Annotated in this window: 12 protein-coding genes and 1 pseudogene; 3 read left to right on the top strand and 10 right to left on the bottom strand. The window is 56.5% G+C overall.

The genetic code is table 11. From position 1 onward, the window contains the following. Window positions 1-13 precede the first annotated feature (13 nt). The 4 genes from mtgA to mnmL all read right to left on the bottom strand — a co-directional run bounded on the left by mtgA (window position 14) and on the right by mnmL (window position 4,994). The gene (gene mtgA / locus ABLV78_RS02560; protein ID WP_045394973.1) at window positions 14-739 is read right to left on the bottom strand and encodes a monofunctional biosynthetic peptidoglycan transglycosylase; all 726 of its coding nucleotides are present in this window, start codon (window positions 737-739) and stop codon (window positions 14-16) included. Then, a complete protein-coding gene (gene elbB, locus ABLV78_RS02555; RefSeq protein WP_045394975.1) occupies window positions 736-1,389 on the bottom strand; it encodes an isoprenoid biosynthesis glyoxalase ElbB in 654 nt (217 codons plus the stop codon). Before elbB ends, mtgA begins: the two co-directional genes overlap by 4 nt. Window positions 1,390-1,623: 234 nt before the next feature. Further along, entirely contained in the window at window positions 1,624-3,960 is a 2,337-nt protein-coding gene (gene arcB, locus ABLV78_RS02550; protein ID WP_045394977.1) for an aerobic respiration two-component sensor histidine kinase ArcB, read from the bottom strand. 107 nt (window positions 3,961-4,067) lie between these two features. Further along, window positions 4,068-4,994, bottom strand: coding sequence for a tRNA modification radical SAM protein MnmL/YtqA (gene mnmL / locus ABLV78_RS02545; RefSeq protein ID WP_045394979.1), 927 nt, complete (start codon window positions 4,992-4,994; stop codon window positions 4,068-4,070). 685 nt (window positions 4,995-5,679) lie between these two features. Here mnmL and gltB point away from each other — a divergent pair. Beyond that, window positions 5,680-10,140 (top strand): glutamate synthase large subunit, encoded by a 4,461-nt coding sequence (gene gltB / locus ABLV78_RS02540; RefSeq protein ID WP_072058234.1) that lies wholly within the window; start codon window positions 5,680-5,682, stop codon window positions 10,138-10,140. Between the two features lie 9 nt (window positions 10,141-10,149). Continuing rightward, the gene (gene gltD / locus ABLV78_RS02535; protein WP_047047534.1) at window positions 10,150-11,568 is read left to right on the top strand and encodes a glutamate synthase subunit GltD; all 1,419 of its coding nucleotides are present in this window, start codon (window positions 10,150-10,152) and stop codon (window positions 11,566-11,568) included. A gap of 55 nt (window positions 11,569-11,623) precedes the next feature. Here the strand turns inward: gltD and ABLV78_RS02530 are convergent. The 6 genes and pseudogenes from ABLV78_RS02530 to zapE form a co-directional block, all read right to left on the bottom strand. Further along, window positions 11,624-12,326: pseudogene (locus ABLV78_RS02530) on the bottom strand (N-acetylmannosamine-6-phosphate 2-epimerase). A 119-nt stretch (window positions 12,327-12,445) separates the two neighbouring features. Then, window positions 12,446-12,943 (bottom strand): ClpXP protease specificity-enhancing factor, encoded by a 498-nt coding sequence (gene sspB, locus ABLV78_RS02525; protein ID WP_045394985.1) that lies wholly within the window; start codon window positions 12,941-12,943, stop codon window positions 12,446-12,448. Window positions 12,944-12,946: 3 nt separating this feature from the next. Further along, window positions 12,947-13,585 (bottom strand): stringent starvation protein SspA, encoded by a 639-nt coding sequence (gene sspA, locus ABLV78_RS02520; RefSeq protein WP_015369483.1) that lies wholly within the window; start codon window positions 13,583-13,585, stop codon window positions 12,947-12,949. Window positions 13,586-13,894: 309 nt separating this feature from the next. Continuing rightward, window positions 13,895-14,287, bottom strand: coding sequence for a 30S ribosomal protein S9 (rpsI, locus tag ABLV78_RS02515; protein ID WP_000829818.1), 393 nt, complete (start codon window positions 14,285-14,287; stop codon window positions 13,895-13,897). A 15-nt stretch (window positions 14,288-14,302) separates the two neighbouring features. Then, window positions 14,303-14,731 (bottom strand): 50S ribosomal protein L13, encoded by a 429-nt coding sequence (gene rplM, locus ABLV78_RS02510; RefSeq protein WP_002918559.1) that lies wholly within the window; start codon window positions 14,729-14,731, stop codon window positions 14,303-14,305. A 247-nt stretch (window positions 14,732-14,978) separates the two neighbouring features. Beyond that, on the bottom strand, window positions 14,979-16,109 hold the full coding sequence (gene zapE / locus ABLV78_RS02505; RefSeq protein ID WP_047047540.1) for a cell division protein ZapE: 1,131 nt from the start codon (window positions 16,107-16,109) through the stop codon (window positions 14,979-14,981). A gap of 190 nt (window positions 16,110-16,299) precedes the next feature. On the opposite strand from zapE, the gene zapG reads away from it, so the two are divergent. Further along, window positions 16,300-16,698 carry a Z-ring associated protein ZapG gene (gene zapG / locus ABLV78_RS02500; RefSeq protein ID WP_015369480.1) on the top strand — a complete coding sequence of 133 codons (399 nt, stop codon included), beginning with the start codon at window positions 16,300-16,302 and terminating at the stop codon, window positions 16,696-16,698. The last annotated feature ends 101 nt before the right edge of the window (window positions 16,699-16,799 follow it).

Below are 16,799 nucleotides of genomic sequence, written 5' to 3'. Positions count from 1 at the left end.
GGCGGGATTGCGGTTAATGCAGCTTATTGGCCTGCATAAAGCCTTCGCCGCCTAACTGACGCATCTGGCGCAGGATCCATGCCTGTCGGCTGCGAACATAACCTGATGGCGCATCGGCGCGAAACCGAATCGGATTCGGTAATACCGCCGCCAGCAGCGCGGCCTCTGCAGGGGTTAAACGGCTGGCCGGCTTATGAAAATAGCGCTGAGCCGCCGCTTCAACACCGAAAATACCGTCGCCAAACTCGGCGATATTCAGATACACGGTGAGAATGCGTTTCTTGCTCCAGACCGTTTCGATACCGACGGTCAGGCCCACTTCCAGCCCCTTGCGTAGCCAGCTACGGCCATCCCATAAAAACAGGTTTTTCGCCGTCTGCTGAGAGAGCGTTGACGCGCCGCGAATTCGATTTTCATTCCGTTCGTTGTGCGCCAGCGCTTTTTCGATTGCCGGCACGTCAAAACCCCAGTGGTCGGGGAATTTCTGATCTTCAGCAGCAATCACCGCCAGCCCCATCCAGGGGGAAATCTCGTCCATACCAACCCAATCAGAATGGGCGACATAATGAAAATCACCGGAGAACCAGGCGCTAACCTGGCGCTCGAGCATCACCGCTGAGAACGGCACCGGCAGAACGCTGAATACGGCGATACCGCCGCCCCAGAAAACCACGCAGATAAGCGCCAGGCGTAACAGCAGGCGCTTGATCATCGCCAGCGGCGCAACACGCTTACTCATTCAGCGAGAACCAGTACGCGATCGACCAGTTTCTCAATACCGCTGGCGGCCTCGGCAATATTCTGCGCCAGCATATAAGCAGGCGTGGTCACCACTTTGTTGTCTTCATCGACCACGATGTCGTCAACCGGGCACGGCACATGCTCCGCGCCCATCTCTTCCAGCACCTCGGCAGTATCCGGATCGGTACCGATGGTTATCCGCAGCGGTGTCGGGAAAATCTTCGGCAACAGCGCCGGCGCGATACACATAAAGCCCAGCGGCTTACCCGCCTCGTGCATCGCCAGCGTTAACGCCTGCAGATCGCGGTCAACGACGCAGTCACTCCCCTGGGCGGCGAAATTACTCAGGTTTTTCGCCGCGCCAAAGCCGCCTGGCACAATCAGCGCATCCAGATCGTCCACACGGGCGCTGGCCAAAGGCTGAATAGCGCCGCGCGCAAGACGCGCCGCTTCAATCAGCACGTTGCGGCTTTCCGCCATCGTTTCGCCGGTCAGATGATTGATCACGTCGGTTTGCGCCTTATCCGGCGCAAAGCAGACGGCCTGCGCGCCGCGACGCGCAATGGCCAACAGGGTAATGACCGCTTCATGGATTTCTGCGCCGTCGTAAACGCCACAGCCGCTTAGTACCACGCCAATCTTCTTCATCTTGCTAACCCCTTAGCGCAACTCTATGAAACAAGTAAATAATTTTGATTTACTCGCTATGCTTCACATATTTTACCGATTCACGTAACAAATTATTTATGGTTTGCTATCTTAATGAACGAGCAAGCCAAATCCTCAGGTTGCGCCGTGTAAAAAAATCACTCGAACAATCCTGGCTCAACAACCAGTTCCCTGGTGTTGGCGCAGTATTCGCGCACCCCGGTTTATCCGGGGTCATTTTTTATCCGCCGCCGCAATCCAGGCCTTCAGTATCGCAACATCGTTTTGCCACTCGGATTTCATCTCTTCCACCCACTCGCCGACGTTGTCTTCCCACGCGGGTAAATCAGGCGTTTGGATCTGCTGTCCCAACTGCTGGATATGGCGCAGGCCTATCGAACCCGCCGCGCCCTTAATTTTATGGCCCTCATCGACGATACCTTTCTGGTCGCGCGCGGTGAGATTCGATTCCAGCACGGACATGTAGCCTGGCATCATCTTCTCAAACACCGCCAGCCCGTCGGTAATCAGCTTCGGTCCCACCAGCTCGATATATTGCTCCAGCATATCGGTGTCCAGTACCGATGCCGATTTCGCGACATCCACCGCAGGCGGTTCATGGCCGTCGTCTTCCGGCGCATCCCAGAATTTCTTGATGATCGCGGTTAACGCCGGTACCGACAGCGGCTTACTTAATACATCATCCATGCCGGCATCAAGGTATTCTTTTTTGTCCTTCAGCACGTTAGCGGTCAGCGCCACCAGCGGCGGCAGCTCATCGGCGGCATAGCGCTGTTTTAGCTGCCGCGAGATATCGAGGCCGGTCATGTCCGGTAGCTGAATATCCAGCAACACCAGGTCGTATTCGCCGGGTTCGAACATCTCCAGCGCGGCTTTACCGGTCATCGCCACGTCCACGCTGTTGCCCAGTTTTTCCAGCACCGAACGGGCGACAATCACGTTCAGTTCGATATCTTCCACCAGCAGCACGTTCAGCGCCGGCAGCGGCATATCGTCTTCGGCCAGCGTATCTTCGACTTCATCAGCCACCGCCTGCGCGTGTACGGTCAGGGTAAACGTCGCCCCCTGCCCCGGCTGGCTGGTCACGCTGATATCGCCGCCCATATTGCGCGCCAGACGGCGCGACACCGCCAGACCAATGCCGGTACCGGTTGCCGGTTTACCGCCATGGCTATCTTTCACCTGATAATACATGGCGAAAATTTTGTCCTGCTCCGCCTGCGGGATACCGATACCGGAGTCCTCGACTTCGAAGTGCAGCATATCGCCTTCATCATAGCGGACGCGCACGGTGACATTGCCCTGCTGGGTAAACTTCACCGCATTGCTGATCAGGTTCCACAGGATCTGCCGCAGGCGCGTACCATCGGTTACCACCTTATGCGGCAGCGGCTGGGTTGGCTCCATCACAAAGCGCAACCCTTTCTGCTGCGCCTGCAGGCCCGAGAGGTTCTCCAGATCGGCAAGGAAGCTGGTGAAGTCCACCTCCTGATTATCGAGCTGCACTTTGCGCCGCTCCATTTTATCCATGTCGATAATATCGTTGAAGATATTCCCCAGCGTCACCGCTGAAACATGGATAGTTTTCAGATATTTTTCCTGCTCGTTGGTCAATTCAGTATCCAGCAGGATGCGGCTGAGCCCAACGATGCCGTTGAGCGGCGTACGCAGCTCGTGGCTGATGGTTGAGATAAAGGTGGTCTTGTCCCGGCTGGCGCGCTCCAGCGCGTCCTGATAGCGCTTACGCTCGGTAATATCGCGGCCAAAGCCCATCAGGCCACGGCGCTTGCCCACGCGGTCATAGTAGGGGACCTTGCGGATCTCAAAGCAGGCTTTACGCCCATCGGGATAATCGAGCCATTGTTCGTAGGTCAGCGAGACATTATGGCGGAAGACTTTCTCATCGGTCTCCAGCACTTTCACCGCGGCTTCTTCGCTATAGACATCCTGCGGCTTGAGGTGAATCAGCTGCTTTTCGCTTTTTCCGGTCAACAGTTCCATCGCCCGGTTACAGCCGGAGAACTCTTTATCTTCGTTACGATAGAAAACCAGATCCGGTGAGGCATCAAGGAAAGAGCGCAGGAAGGAGGACTGTTGTTCCAGCTGAATTTGCGTCTCTTCACGCTCTTTCATCTCTATTTTCAACTGTTCCAGCGTAGTCTCGCGTTCCGCTTCCGCTTTCTCACGCTCGCCAATTTCCTGGTTCAACTGGGCGATATTGTCCTTGAGCTGCACGTTAAGCTTAAGGTCGCGCTCGCGCATCTCTTCCAGCTTTTCCACCAGCCGCGAGAGCCGCTGCCGCGACTCTTCCAGCTGTTCGACTACCACCGACAGAAAATAGACCGCCCAGGGGGTAATCAGCAGCCCGAAGAAGATAGAACGGATGACATCAATACTCTCCACCTGCCCATGCAGCACCATTGTGACGGCCATCTGTACCACAATAGCCAGCACCACCAGCGCCAGAGCTAACAGCATTGAAAAGCGCACCAGACCTAACTTCATCATCAGATCGACATAGTACTGCGCCAGCATACGAATTTGCTTCATGAGGGATTCCTTATCGCCAACTCCGCACAATAATACCCAATTCTGAACATTACGCTGTAAGTTGTGCAAAAAATGCGGCGGTAATCAGCCGTTAAGGAAGTGGAGCATCAGGCGGGCAGGATCCACGGTGTCCCCAATGCCGACCCCTGAACGCCATGGGCATTAAGGTATTTGTCCAGCTCGACCATGCCGGTCCAGCGGTTTTCGCACCACAGCGGCGCCAGCAGCGTTGGGCGACGGGCGCTGGCCGAAATACGGTGATAAATCACCTCCGGCGGCGTATGGCGAATCATCTCACCGGCGGTGACCGTATAGTCATCCAGAGCAATACCGTTCAGGCGACCCGCCTGCCAGGCTTTCGCCATGATGCTGCCGGTCACGATGTGCAGCGGGTGCAGCTTAATGCCATCGACGCCGGTGTCGACCACCCGTTGCAGGGTTTGCAGGCACTGTTGCTGCGTTTCGCCCGGTAGGCCGACGATAAGATGCGCACAGACCTTTAATCCGCGCTCGCGCGCCAGTCGGGTGGTGCGCTGGTAGCAGGCAAAGTCATGGCCGCGATTGATACGATGCAGCGTTTTATCATGCGCGGTCTGCAGCCCCAGCTCCAGCCAGATTTCATAGCCCTGTTCCCGATATTCGCTGAGCAGATCCAGCACCGCATCGGGTACGCAGTCGGGGCGGGTGCCGACGCACAATCCAACGATATTCGCCTGGCTCACCGCCTGCTGATACATCGAACGCAGGAGCTGAACTTCGGCAAAGGTGCTGGTGTAGGCCTGGAAATAAGCAAGATAGCGTTTCGCGCGGTTGACCAGCTGCGCCTGGTGCGCCAGCTGATCGGCAATTGAGCGGTACTGCTGGGCCTCGTCGGCGAAGGAGGCGACATTACAAAATGTGCAGCCGCCGCGGCCAATTGTGCCATCACGATTCGGGCAGCTAAATCCACCATGCAGCGTCAGTTTATGTACCTTTTCACCGTAGCGGCGCGTAAGATCCCCACCAAACATGTTGACTAATTTTTGTAACTGCATAATCTGATAGACCGGCCTCAAGAAAGGGGCCAAGCCTGCCATTTTTAGCCTCCGACGGCGATGACCTGGATCAATCGTCAGCGCGGCCGCTTAGCTCATTGCATATTCAATCAAAATAAACGCTATTTCATTCACAGCTGCGGTAATAACATTTCCTTATACTTCAATGCTGAGTTTCAATTATCTTTGTCACAGCAAAAAATAGTTTTATTTCCTGTCATTAAGAACAGCAGCAGTCAAATACTCTGCTATAAAAATACAATTCAGTACAGAAAGGTAATCTTAGGCTGCGGATATAGTGAGACAGATCACACTAGATTACGCATCCCTGAGAGTTTATATGCCTTTAAAAAAACAATAATACTCTTTAAAATCATAAAATTAACCACCTCTTAGCACACTTTTGTATAAATAAGATTGCCATTTGACGTAAGTGTGGATTCTCGATAAGTTGGGAATCCGCTGGAAGCTTTCTGGATGAGCGCTCTGCTCATCATATTTATGCAGTAATTGAGATTCCCTCTTAATAGCAAGTCCTCAAACTTGTGTACCGATGCGAAAAGGATTTAAAGAGGGCGAATGCGAGGTAGGCAAAGATGCCCTTACCCCGTCGCCATGCTCTTGCTGTGCCTTGCGCGCAATCGATTAAGAGGGCATCCCGTAGAGCCTGGGGAGGTTCACTGATATGTTGTACGACAAATCCCTTGAGCGGGATAACTGTGGTTTCGGCCTGATCGCCCACATAGAAGGCGAACCTAGCCACAAGGTAGTGCGCACCGCTATACACGCACTGGCCCGAATGCAGCACCGCGGCGCGATCCTTGCCGATGGTAAAACCGGCGACGGTTGCGGCCTGCTGTTACAAAAACCCGATCGTTTCTTCCGGATTGTGGCGGAAGAACGCGGCTGGCGCTTAGCCAAAAACTACGCCGTCGGGATGCTGTTCCTGAATAAAGACCCCGAGCTGGCAAGCGCTGCGCGCCGTATCGTTGAAGAAGAGCTGCAACGCGAAACATTGTCTATCGTTGGCTGGCGCGATGTGCCGACTAACGAAGGCGTGCTCGGTGAAATCGCCCTCTCCTCGCTGCCTCGTATTGAACAAATTTTTGTTAACGCTCCGGCAGGCTGGCGCCCGCGCGATATGGAACGCCGTCTGTTCATCGCGCGCCGTCGCATTGAAAAGCGCCTGCAGGAAGACAAAGATTTCTACGTTTGTAGCCTGTCGAACCTGGTCAATATCTATAAAGGTCTGTGTATGCCGGCGGATTTGCCGCGCTTCTACCTGGACCTCGCGGACCTGCGCCTGGAATCCGCTATCTGTCTGTTCCACCAGCGCTTCTCCACTAATACCGTGCCGCGCTGGCCGCTGGCGCAGCCGTTCCGCTATCTGGCGCACAACGGTGAAATCAATACCATCACCGGTAACCGCCAGTGGGCCCGCGCCCGTACCTATAAATTCCAGACCCCGCTGATCCCCGATCTGCATGACGCCGCGCCGTTCGTCAATGAAACCGGCTCTGACTCAAGCTCGATGGATAATATGCTGGAACTGCTGCTGGCAGGCGGGATGGATATCGTCCGCGCGATGCGCCTGCTGGTACCGCCGGCCTGGCAGAATAACCCGGATATGGATCCGGAGCTGCGCGCGTTCTTCGACTTTAACTCCATGCATATGGAGCCGTGGGACGGCCCGGCGGGCATCGTCATGTCCGACGGTCGCTACGCCGCCTGTAACCTCGACCGTAACGGTCTGCGTCCGGCGCGCTACGTCATTACCAAAGATAAACTCATCACCTGCGCGTCTGAAGTCGGCATCTGGGACTATCAGCCGGATGAGGTGATGGAAAAAGGCCGCGTTGGGCCTGGCGAGCTGATGGTCATCGATACCCGCAGCGGGCGCATTCTGCACTCGGCGGAAACCGATAACGATCTGAAAAGCCGCCATCCGTACAAAGAGTGGATGGAGAAAAACGTCCGCCGTCTGGTGCCGTTCGAAGACCTGCCGGAAGAAGAAGTCGGCAGCCGTCAGTTGGATGACGACACGCTCGCCAGCTACCAGAAACAGTTTAACTACAGCGCCGAAGAGCTGGACTCCGTTCTGCGCGTCCTTGGGGAAAACGGCCAGGAAGCGGTCGGTTCGATGGGCGATGATACCCCATTCGCCGTGCTCTCCAGCCAGCCGCGTATCATTTACGATTATTTCCGCCAGCAGTTCGCCCAGGTGACAAACCCGCCTATCGATCCGCTGCGTGAAGCGCACGTGATGTCGCTGGCTACCAGTATTGGTCGCGAAATGAACGTCTTCTGCGAAGCGGAAGGCCAGGCGCACCGCCTGAGCTTTAAATCGCCGATCCTGCTGTACTCCGACTTTAAACAGCTGACCACCATGGAGGAGGAGCACTATCGCGCCGACACCCTGGACATTACCTTTGATGCCAACGAAACCACGCTGGCCGAGACGGTAAAAGCGCTGTGCGATAAAGCGGAACAGATGGTGCGTAACGGTACCGTATTGCTGGTACTGTCTGACCGCAACATCGCGAAAGATCGTCTGCCAGTGCCGGCGCCGATGGCCGTTGGCGCTATCCAGACGCGCCTCGTCGAAAAGAGCCTGCGCTGCGACGCTAACATCATCGTCGAAACCGCCAGCGCCCGCGATCCGCACCACTTCGCGGTGCTGCTGGGCTTTGGCGCGACGGCTATCTATCCTTATCTGGCTTACGAAACCCTGGCGAAGCTGGTGGATAGCAAAGCTATCGATAAAGAATACCGTGCGGTGATGCTGAACTACCGTAACGGCATCAACAAAGGCCTGTACAAAATCATGTCGAAGATGGGGATCTCGACCATCGCCTCCTACCGCTGCTCGAAGCTGTTCGAAGCGGTCGGCCTGCATCGCGACGTGGCCGACCTCTGCTTCCTGGGCGTAGTGAGCCGCATCGGCGGTGCCGGTTTCGACGACTTCCAGCAGGACCTGCTGAATCTGTCGAAGCGCGCATGGCTGGCGCGTAAACCGCTGGCTCAGGGCGGCTTGCTGAAATACGTCCACGGCGGCGAATATCACGCCTACAACCCGGACGTCGTTCGCACCCTGCAGCAGGCGGTTCAGAGCGGCGAATACCGTGATTATCAGGAATACGCGAAGCTGGTTAATGAACGCCCGGCGGCCACGCTGCGCGATCTGCTGGCGCTCAACCCAGGCGATGAAGCCGTAAGCATCAATGAGGTGGAATCAGCGAAAGAGCTGTTTAAACGCTTCGATACCGCGGCCATGTCGATCGGCGCACTGAGCCCGGAAGCGCACGAATCACTGGCGGAAGCGATGAACAGCATCGGCGGCTTCTCCAACTCCGGTGAAGGCGGTGAAGACCCGGCGCGCTACGGCACCAACAAAGTCTCGCGCATTAAGCAGGTGGCTTCCGGTCGTTTCGGCGTTACTCCAGCCTACCTGGTGAATGCCGACGTGATCCAGATTAAAGTCGCCCAGGGCGCGAAACCCGGTGAAGGCGGACAGTTGCCGGGTGACAAAGTGACGCCTTATATCGCCAAACTGCGTTATTCGGTACCGGGCGTGACGCTGATCTCCCCGCCGCCGCACCACGATATTTACTCTATCGAGGATCTGGCGCAGCTGATTTTCGACCTCAAGCAGGTCAATCCGAAGGCGATGATTTCCGTCAAACTGGTTTCCGAACCGGGTGTCGGCACCATCGCCACCGGCGTGGCGAAAGCCTACGCAGACCTTATCACTATCGCCGGTTACGATGGCGGTACCGGGGCGAGCCCGCTCTCATCGGTGAAATATGCCGGCTGTCCGTGGGAACTTGGCCTGGTGGAAACCCAGCAGGCGCTAGTCGCCAACGGCCTGCGTCATAAAATTCGCCTGCAGGTAGACGGCGGCCTGAAAACCGGCCTCGATATCATCAAAGCGGCGATCCTTGGCGCGGAAAGCTTCGGCTTCGGCACCGGCCCGATGGTCGCGCTGGGCTGTAAATACCTGCGTATCTGTCATCTGAACAACTGCGCCACCGGCGTAGCGACCCAGGACGACAAACTGCGTAAGAACCACTACCACGGCCTGCCGTTCAAAGTGACCAACTACTTTGAATTCATCGCCCGCGAAACCCGCGAGCTGATGGCGCAGCTGGGCGTGAAGCGCCTGGTGGACCTGATCGGCCGTACCGACCTGCTGAAAGAACTGGAAGGCTTTACGGCGAAACAGCAGAAACTGGAGCTCGGCAAACTGCTGGAAACCGCTGAGCCGCTGCCGGGCAAGGCGCTGTACTGCACCGAGAGCAACCCGCCGTTCGATAACGGCGTGCTCAACGCGCAGCTGCTGCAGCAGGCGAAGCCGTATGTGGATAACAAACAGAGCAAAACGTTCTGGTTCGATATTCGCAACACCGACCGTTCCGTTGGGGCGTCGTTGTCCGGTTATATCGCCCAGACTCATGGCGACCAGGGGCTGGCCGCCGACCCGATTACCGCCCACTTTAGCGGTACCGCGGGCCAGAGCTTCGGCGTCTGGAACGCCGGCGGCGTTGAGCTGCACCTGACCGGCGACGCCAACGACTACGTGGGTAAAGGCATGGCGGGCGGTCTGCTGTCGATTCGTCCTCCGGTCGGCTCCGCCTTCCGCAGCCATGAAGCAAGCATCATTGGCAACACCTGTCTGTATGGCGCGACCGGCGGTCGTCTGTACGCGGCAGGACGCGCGGGCGAACGCTTTGCGGTACGTAACTCCGGCGCCATCACCGTGGTGGAAGGCATCGGCGACAACGGCTGTGAATACATGACCGGCGGTATCGTCTGTATCCTGGGTAAAACCGGCGTGAACTTCGGCGCAGGTATGACCGGCGGCTTTGCTTACGTCCTGGATGAAGATGGCGACTTCCGTAAACGCGTTAACCCTGAACTGGTGGAAGTTCTGGACGTGGACACGCTGGCTATCCATGAGGAACACCTGCGCGGCTTAATTACCGAACACGTCCAGCTTACCGGTTCGCAGCGCGGCGAAGAGATCCTCGCCAACTGGCCGGCCTTCGCGGCGAAGTTTGCGCTGGTTAAACCGAAGTCCAGCGATGTTAAAGCACTGTTGGGTCACCGTAGTCGTTCCGCAGCTGAGCTGCGGGTGCAGGCGCAGTAAGGGGTTAAGATGAGTCAGAACGTATACCAATTTATCGACCTGCAGCGTGTTGATCCGCCAAAGAAACCGCTGAAGATCCGTAAAATTGAGTTTGTAGAAATTTACGAGCCGTTTTCAGAAGGCCAGGCCAAGGCGCAGGCGGACCGCTGCCTCTCCTGCGGCAACCCGTACTGCGAATGGAAATGTCCGGTGCACAACTACATCCCGAACTGGCTGAAGCTGGCCAACGAGGGGCGTATTTTTGAAGCGGCGGAGCTGTCGCATCAGACCAACACCCTGCCGGAAGTCTGCGGACGTGTCTGCCCGCAGGACCGCCTGTGCGAAGGTTCCTGCACCCTGAACGATGAGTTCGGCGCGGTGACCATCGGCAACATTGAACGCTATATCAACGATAAAGCGTTTGAGATGGGCTGGCGCCCGGACTTGTCCGGCGTGAAGCAAACCGGTAAAACCGTCGCCATCATCGGCGCCGGTCCGGCAGGGCTGGCCTGCGCCGATGTGCTGACCCGCAACGGCGTGAAGGCGATCGTCTTCGATCGTCATCCGGAAATCGGCGGCCTGCTGACCTTCGGCATCCCGGCGTTCAAGCTGGAAAAAGAGGTGATGACCCGCCGCCGTGAGATCTTCACCGGCATGGGGATTGAGTTCCGGCTCAATACCGAAGTGGGCCGTGACATCCAGCTCGACGATCTGCTGAAAGAGTACGATGCGGTATTTCTGGGCGTGGGCACCTACCAGTCCATGCGCGGCGGGCTGGAAAACGAAGATGCCAACGGCGTGTATGACGCTCTGCCGTTCCTTATCGCCAACACCAAACAGATCATGGGCTTTGGCGAAACGGCACACGAACCTTTCGTCAGTATGGAAGGCAAACGCGTGGTGGTTCTCGGCGGCGGCGACACCGCGATGGACTGCGTGCGAACCTCGGTTCGTCAGGGGGCGGCGCACGTTATTTGCGCCTATCGCCGTGACGAAGAAAACATGCCGGGCTCCAAACGCGAAGTGAAAAACGCGCGTGAAGAGGGTGTCGAATTCCAGTTCAACGTCCAGCCGCTGGGCGTGGAAGTGAATGCCAACGGCAAAGTGTGCGGCGTGAAAATGGCGCGCACCGAAATGGGCCAGCCGGATGCGAAAGGCCGCCGTCGCGCGGAAATCGTCGCCGGTTCCGAGCACGTGGTGCCGGCAGACGCGGTGGTGATGGCGTTTGGTTTCCGTCCGCACAGCATGGAATGGCTGGCGAAGCATAGCGTCGAGCTGGACTCTCAGGGCCGCATCATCGCCCCGGAAGGCAGCGACAACGCGTTCCAGACCAGCAACCCGAAAATCTTTGCCGGCGGCGATATCGTTCGCGGTTCGGACCTGGTGGTAACGGCGATTGCCGAAGGCCGCAAAGCGGCAGACGGTATCCTCAACTATCTTGAAGTCTGATTAGATTCTGAGTCGCAACGCATAAAAGCCCGATGGTTAACGCCACCGGGCTTTTTTATTGCTCATTGAGTGGAAACGGCTTTTTTCAACGCCGTATTATACCAGCCACAGATATGCTCTAAGCGGGTTATCGCTGACCCGACGGTGACGGCCCACGCGCCGTGGCGCATCGCCTCAGCCGCCTGCGCTGGCGTATTATACCGTCCCTCGGCGATTACCCTGCAGCCCGCGGCGCTGAGGCTTTTCACCAGCGCCAGGTCGGGCTCATCCGGCGTCTCTTCTGCGGTATAGCCTGAAAGAGTGGTGCCGACGATTTCTGCGCCCAGCTGCCAGCACTGCAGGGCATCGGCCTGAGACGAACAATCCGCCATCGCCACTTTTCCCTGATGATGAATTTCCGCCAATAGCGCCGATACCGGTACCGGACGCTGACGCTGCGTACCGTCAATGGCAATAATATCCGCCCCGCCCTGCGCCAGCGCGACGATATCCTCCACCCACGGGGTGATACGCACCGGGCTTTCATGCAGATCGCGCTTTATCAGGCCGATAATGGGCACCGTCACTAACGGACGAACGGCCTGCAGGTTGTTCAGACCTTCAATACGCAGCGCCACGGCCCCCGCCTGCTCTGCCGCCAGCGCCATCGCGGCGACAATCTGCGGGTTATCAAGCGGGCTGCCGGGTACCGGCTGGCAGGAGACAATTAATCCGCCATGATGGCGTATGCGCGAATTTAGTTGGGCAAATAAAGACATTCCTGCTCCCCGAACGGATACGTGTAGCGTAAACAGTACCAGTGGTGAGACGCGTGATGTGTGGCGGGGTTAACAAAGCAAGCAGGCAAAAAAACAGGCCCCGGAGGGCCTGTCAGGCATTACTTCACAACGCGCAGCGCCGGACGACCACCGCGCGGCGGCGGTGGCGTGTCGTCAGGATCGTCATCGTGATTATCCGGCTTATCGCCATCAATCACCGACATCACCGTTTCGTTTTCGCTCTCAGGCGCGACGTCATCATCGTTGAGGCTGCTGACATCTTCGTCATAGGCCGCTTCAGGTTCAAACATCGTTCCTGCGCCGTTCTCACGGGCATAGATTGCGAGTACCGCAGCCAGCGGCACGGAAACGTTGCGCGGTACGCCGCCGAAGCGGGCGTTAAAGCGCACTTCGTCATTCGCCAGTTCCAGATTGCCCACCGCACGCGGCGCAATGTTCAGAACGATTTGGCCGTCGCGAGCGTACTCCATCGGCACGAGAACGCCTGGCAGCGTCACATCGACGACCAGGTGCGGAGTCAGCTGGTTATCCAGCAGCCACTCATAGAACGCCCGCAGCAGGTACGGGCGACGCGGCGTCAGCTGTGATACATCCATTATTTAGCCCCGGCCGAGGCGCATTTCACGCTCGGCTTCAGTTAAAGAAGCGAGGAAAGAATCACGTTCGAAGACGCGAGTCATATAGCCCTTAAGCTCTTTCGCGCCAGCACCCACCAGTTCTACGCCGAGAACCGGCAAACGCCACAGCAGCGGAGCCAGGTAGCAATCGACCAGGCTGAACTCGTCGCTCAGGAAGTAAGGCTTCTGAGTAAAGACCGGCGCAATCGCCTGCAGTTCTTCACGCAGCTGCTTACGAGCGGCATCGGCCTGGGCCGCGGTACCGGTCTGGATGGTATTCATCAGCGAATACCAGTCTTTCTCGATACGTTGCATGTACAGACGGCTTTCACCACGCGCCACCGGGTAAACCGGCATTAGCGGCGGATGCGGGAAACGCTCATCCAGGTATTCCATAATGATGCGGGATTCCCACAGAGTGAGCTCACGATCCACCAGCGTCGGGACGCTTTGATTCGGGTTGAGGTCAATCAGATCCTGAGGCGGGTTATCCTTCTCCACGTGCTCTATCTCAAAACTGACACCTTTTTCGGCCAGCACGATGCGGACCTGATGGCTATAGATGTCAGTAGGACCAGAAAACAGCGTCATTACCGAACGTTTGTTGGCAGCGACAGCCATGAAAACCTCCAGGTATATTCAGAATTTTTACTGCTGCCGACCACGCATGGCCAGCCAGATGTATAAACCCCATTCGCACGGCGACGATATGTTCATTGATTAACTAAAAAATGAACAACCACCAGCATTTGGGCAGAAAATTGGATGATAGTTTACCAGATTTTGCGGACGTTGTGGTGAGGGTATTCTGGAAATGCTGAAAAAGTGGTAAGAACAGGCCATTTCTTTGTGGATAACAGCCGTTTTATCCATAAAAAAACCCGCCGGAGCGGGTTTTTTCGCAAATTGTTCTGCGTGAGCAGAAAACAATTAACGTTTGGAGAACTGCGGACGACGACGTGCTTTACGCAGACCGACTTTCTTACGTTCAACCTGACGAGCGTCACGAGTAACGAAGCCAGCTTTACGCAGTTCAGAACGCAGGGACTCGTCGTACTCCATCAGAGCGCGGGTGATACCGTGACGGATCGCACCAGCCTGACCAGAGATACCACCACCTTTAACAGTGATGTACAGATCCAGTTTCTCAACCATGTCGACCAGTTCCAGCGGCTGACGAACTACCATGCGGGCAGTTTCACGACCGAAGTACTGTTCCAGCGAACGCTGGTTGATTACGATTTTGCCGTTGCCCGGTTTGATGAAAACGCGAGCTGCGGAACTTTTGCGGCGACCAGTGCCGTAGTATTGATTTTCAGCCATTGCCTATAATCCCGATTAGATGTCAAGAACTTGCGGTTGCTGTGCCGCGTGGTTGTGCTCGTTACCAGCGTAAACTTTCAGTTTACGGTACATAGCACGACCCAGCGGGCCTTTTGGCAGCATGCCTTTAACCGCGATTTCAATCACACGCTCAGGACGGCGGGCAATCATCTCTTCAAAGGTCGCTTCTTTGATACCACCGATGTGGCCGGTGTGGTGGTAGTACATTTTGTCTTCGCGCTTGTTGCCGGTTACAGCAACTTTTTCTGCGTTCAGAACGATGATGTAATCACCAGTATCAACGTGCGGAGTGTATTCCGCTTTGTGCTTACCGCGCAGGCGACGAGCCAGTTCAGTAGCCAGACGGCCCAGAGTTTTACCGGTCGCGTCAACAACATACCAGTCGCGTTTTACGGTTTCTGGTTTAGCTGTAAAAGTTTTCATTAAAAGCTTACCCAAATAAATAAGTTACACGTTGGTGAACACCCAAACGTTTAGTCAGTTGAGGTTCACACGACAAAGTCCGGCAAACCTACCCCTTCGAATAGCCTATGCCAGCACATAGAAGATTTCGGGAAAAAAAACCTTCTCGTAACGTGGGGTCGCAAGATTATAGAGAAGTAGGGGCCAAAGATCGACCCCTTTATGTGATTTGCAGCAGGTTTTTCTCAACCTGAGAAGAAGGCTGGATTCAGGGCATGTGCGGCTGCTTCAGATACTCTTCGCTTTGCATTTCCTGCAGGCGCGATAAACAGCGCTGGAACTCAAACTTCAGGCGTTCGCCCTGATAGATCTCATACAGCGGTACCGCCGCGCTGACCACCAGCTTCACATGGCGTTCGTAGAATTCATCCACCAGCGCGATAAAGCGCCGCGCTTCGCTCTCGAGCTGCGTCGTCATCACCGGCACATCGTACAACATCACGGTATGGAACAGGCGTGACAGCGCGATGTAATCGTGCTGGCTGCGCGCATCTACGCACAGCGTGTCGAACGACGCTGCCAGGGTCTGGTTTTCCACGCCCAACGTCGGCAGCGGCCGGTGGTTAATTTCCAGCGTCGGCATCTGCTCGCGTTTGCCCCCCGCCAGCGCCAGCCAGAGTTTATCCATTTGCTGGCTGGTCTCGGCATTGAGCGGCGACAGCCACAGATGCGCCTGGGTTAAAGTGCGCAGGCGGTAATCAATCCCCGCATCGACGTTCATAATGTCGCAATGCTGTTTGATGGCGTCTATCGCCGGCAGGAAACGCGCGCGTTGCAGACCATTGCGGTAGAGTTCGTCCGGCGGGATGTTCGAGGTAGCGACCAGCGTAATCCCCCGCGAGAACAGCGCTTTCATTAAGCCGCCGAGCAGCATGGCATCGGTGATGTCGGAGACAAAAAACTCGTCGAAGCACAACACATCGGTTTGCGCTTTAAAGCGGTCGGCAACGATTTCCAGCGGGTCGCTATGCCCCTGCAGGGTGGTTAACTCTTCGTGCACGCGCAGCATAAAGCGATGGAAATGCAGGCGCTGTTTACGCTCGCCCGGCAGGCTTTGATAGAACATATCCATCAGCCAGGTTTTGCCGCGCCCCACGCCGCCCCACATATACAGGCCGCGTACGGCGGTCGTTTCCGCCGCCGGCTCGCGCTTGCCGAGTAGTTTGCTGAATTTTGCCCGCAGACCGCCGCCCGCGGGCGCTGCGGCTACAGGTTTATCCTGCAGTTCACGATAGATGGTATCGAGGCGGCTGACCGCTTCTTGTTGGACATCGTCTGGTTGATGGCTGCCCTCTTTGAGAGCTAAAAGGTAACGCGATGTTGGGGACAGGCTTTGCATGATCTTATTGTTATTCCTTGAAAACCGTGGCGCCGTGACGCACGATTGACGAAAAAAAGGCGGTTCTACAGTACGCGATGATACGCCAGGATTCCACTTCTGTGGAATTAGCGGTTATAGTGGCACTATCGGGCGCAGGCGGAGAGCCTAACAGCCACCCTACGGAACCACAAAACAACGGGAGATGTTCATGACCTGGGAATACGCGCTAATTGGATTAGTCGTCGGTATCATCATCGGTGCCGTCGCCATGCGTTTTGGTAACCGCAAATTGCGTCAGCAACAAGCGCTGCAGTTCGAACTGGAAAAGAATAAAGCAGAGCTTGAAGAGTATCGCGAAGAGCTGGTCAGCCATTTTGCGCGCAGCGCAGAACTGCTGGACAACATGGCGGATGACTACCGTCAGCTGTATCAGCACATGGCAAAAAGCTCCAGCAGCCTGCTGCCGGACGCCATGGCGGACGCCAATCCGTTCCGCAATCGCCTGGCGGAGTCCGAAGCCAGCAACGATCAGGCGCCGGTCCAGATGCCGCGCGACTACTCTGAAGGCGCCTCCGGCCTGCTGCGCGGTGGCGCGAAACGCGACTGATCCCGCTGTCTGCGTAAAAATATTTACCGGGCGCGCCTTCCGCGCCCGTCTTCCCCCTGCATCCCAGCTACAATTTAAGCACGGACCGCATTGTTAGCCGG

The organism is Klebsiella sp. CN_Kp075, assembly GCF_040065055.2.
GTDB classification, from domain to species: Bacteria; Pseudomonadota; Gammaproteobacteria; order Enterobacterales; family Enterobacteriaceae; genus Klebsiella; species Klebsiella aerogenes.
Note: the sequence above shows the minus strand (reverse complement) of the source record. Positions and strands in the feature narration are given on the sequence as shown.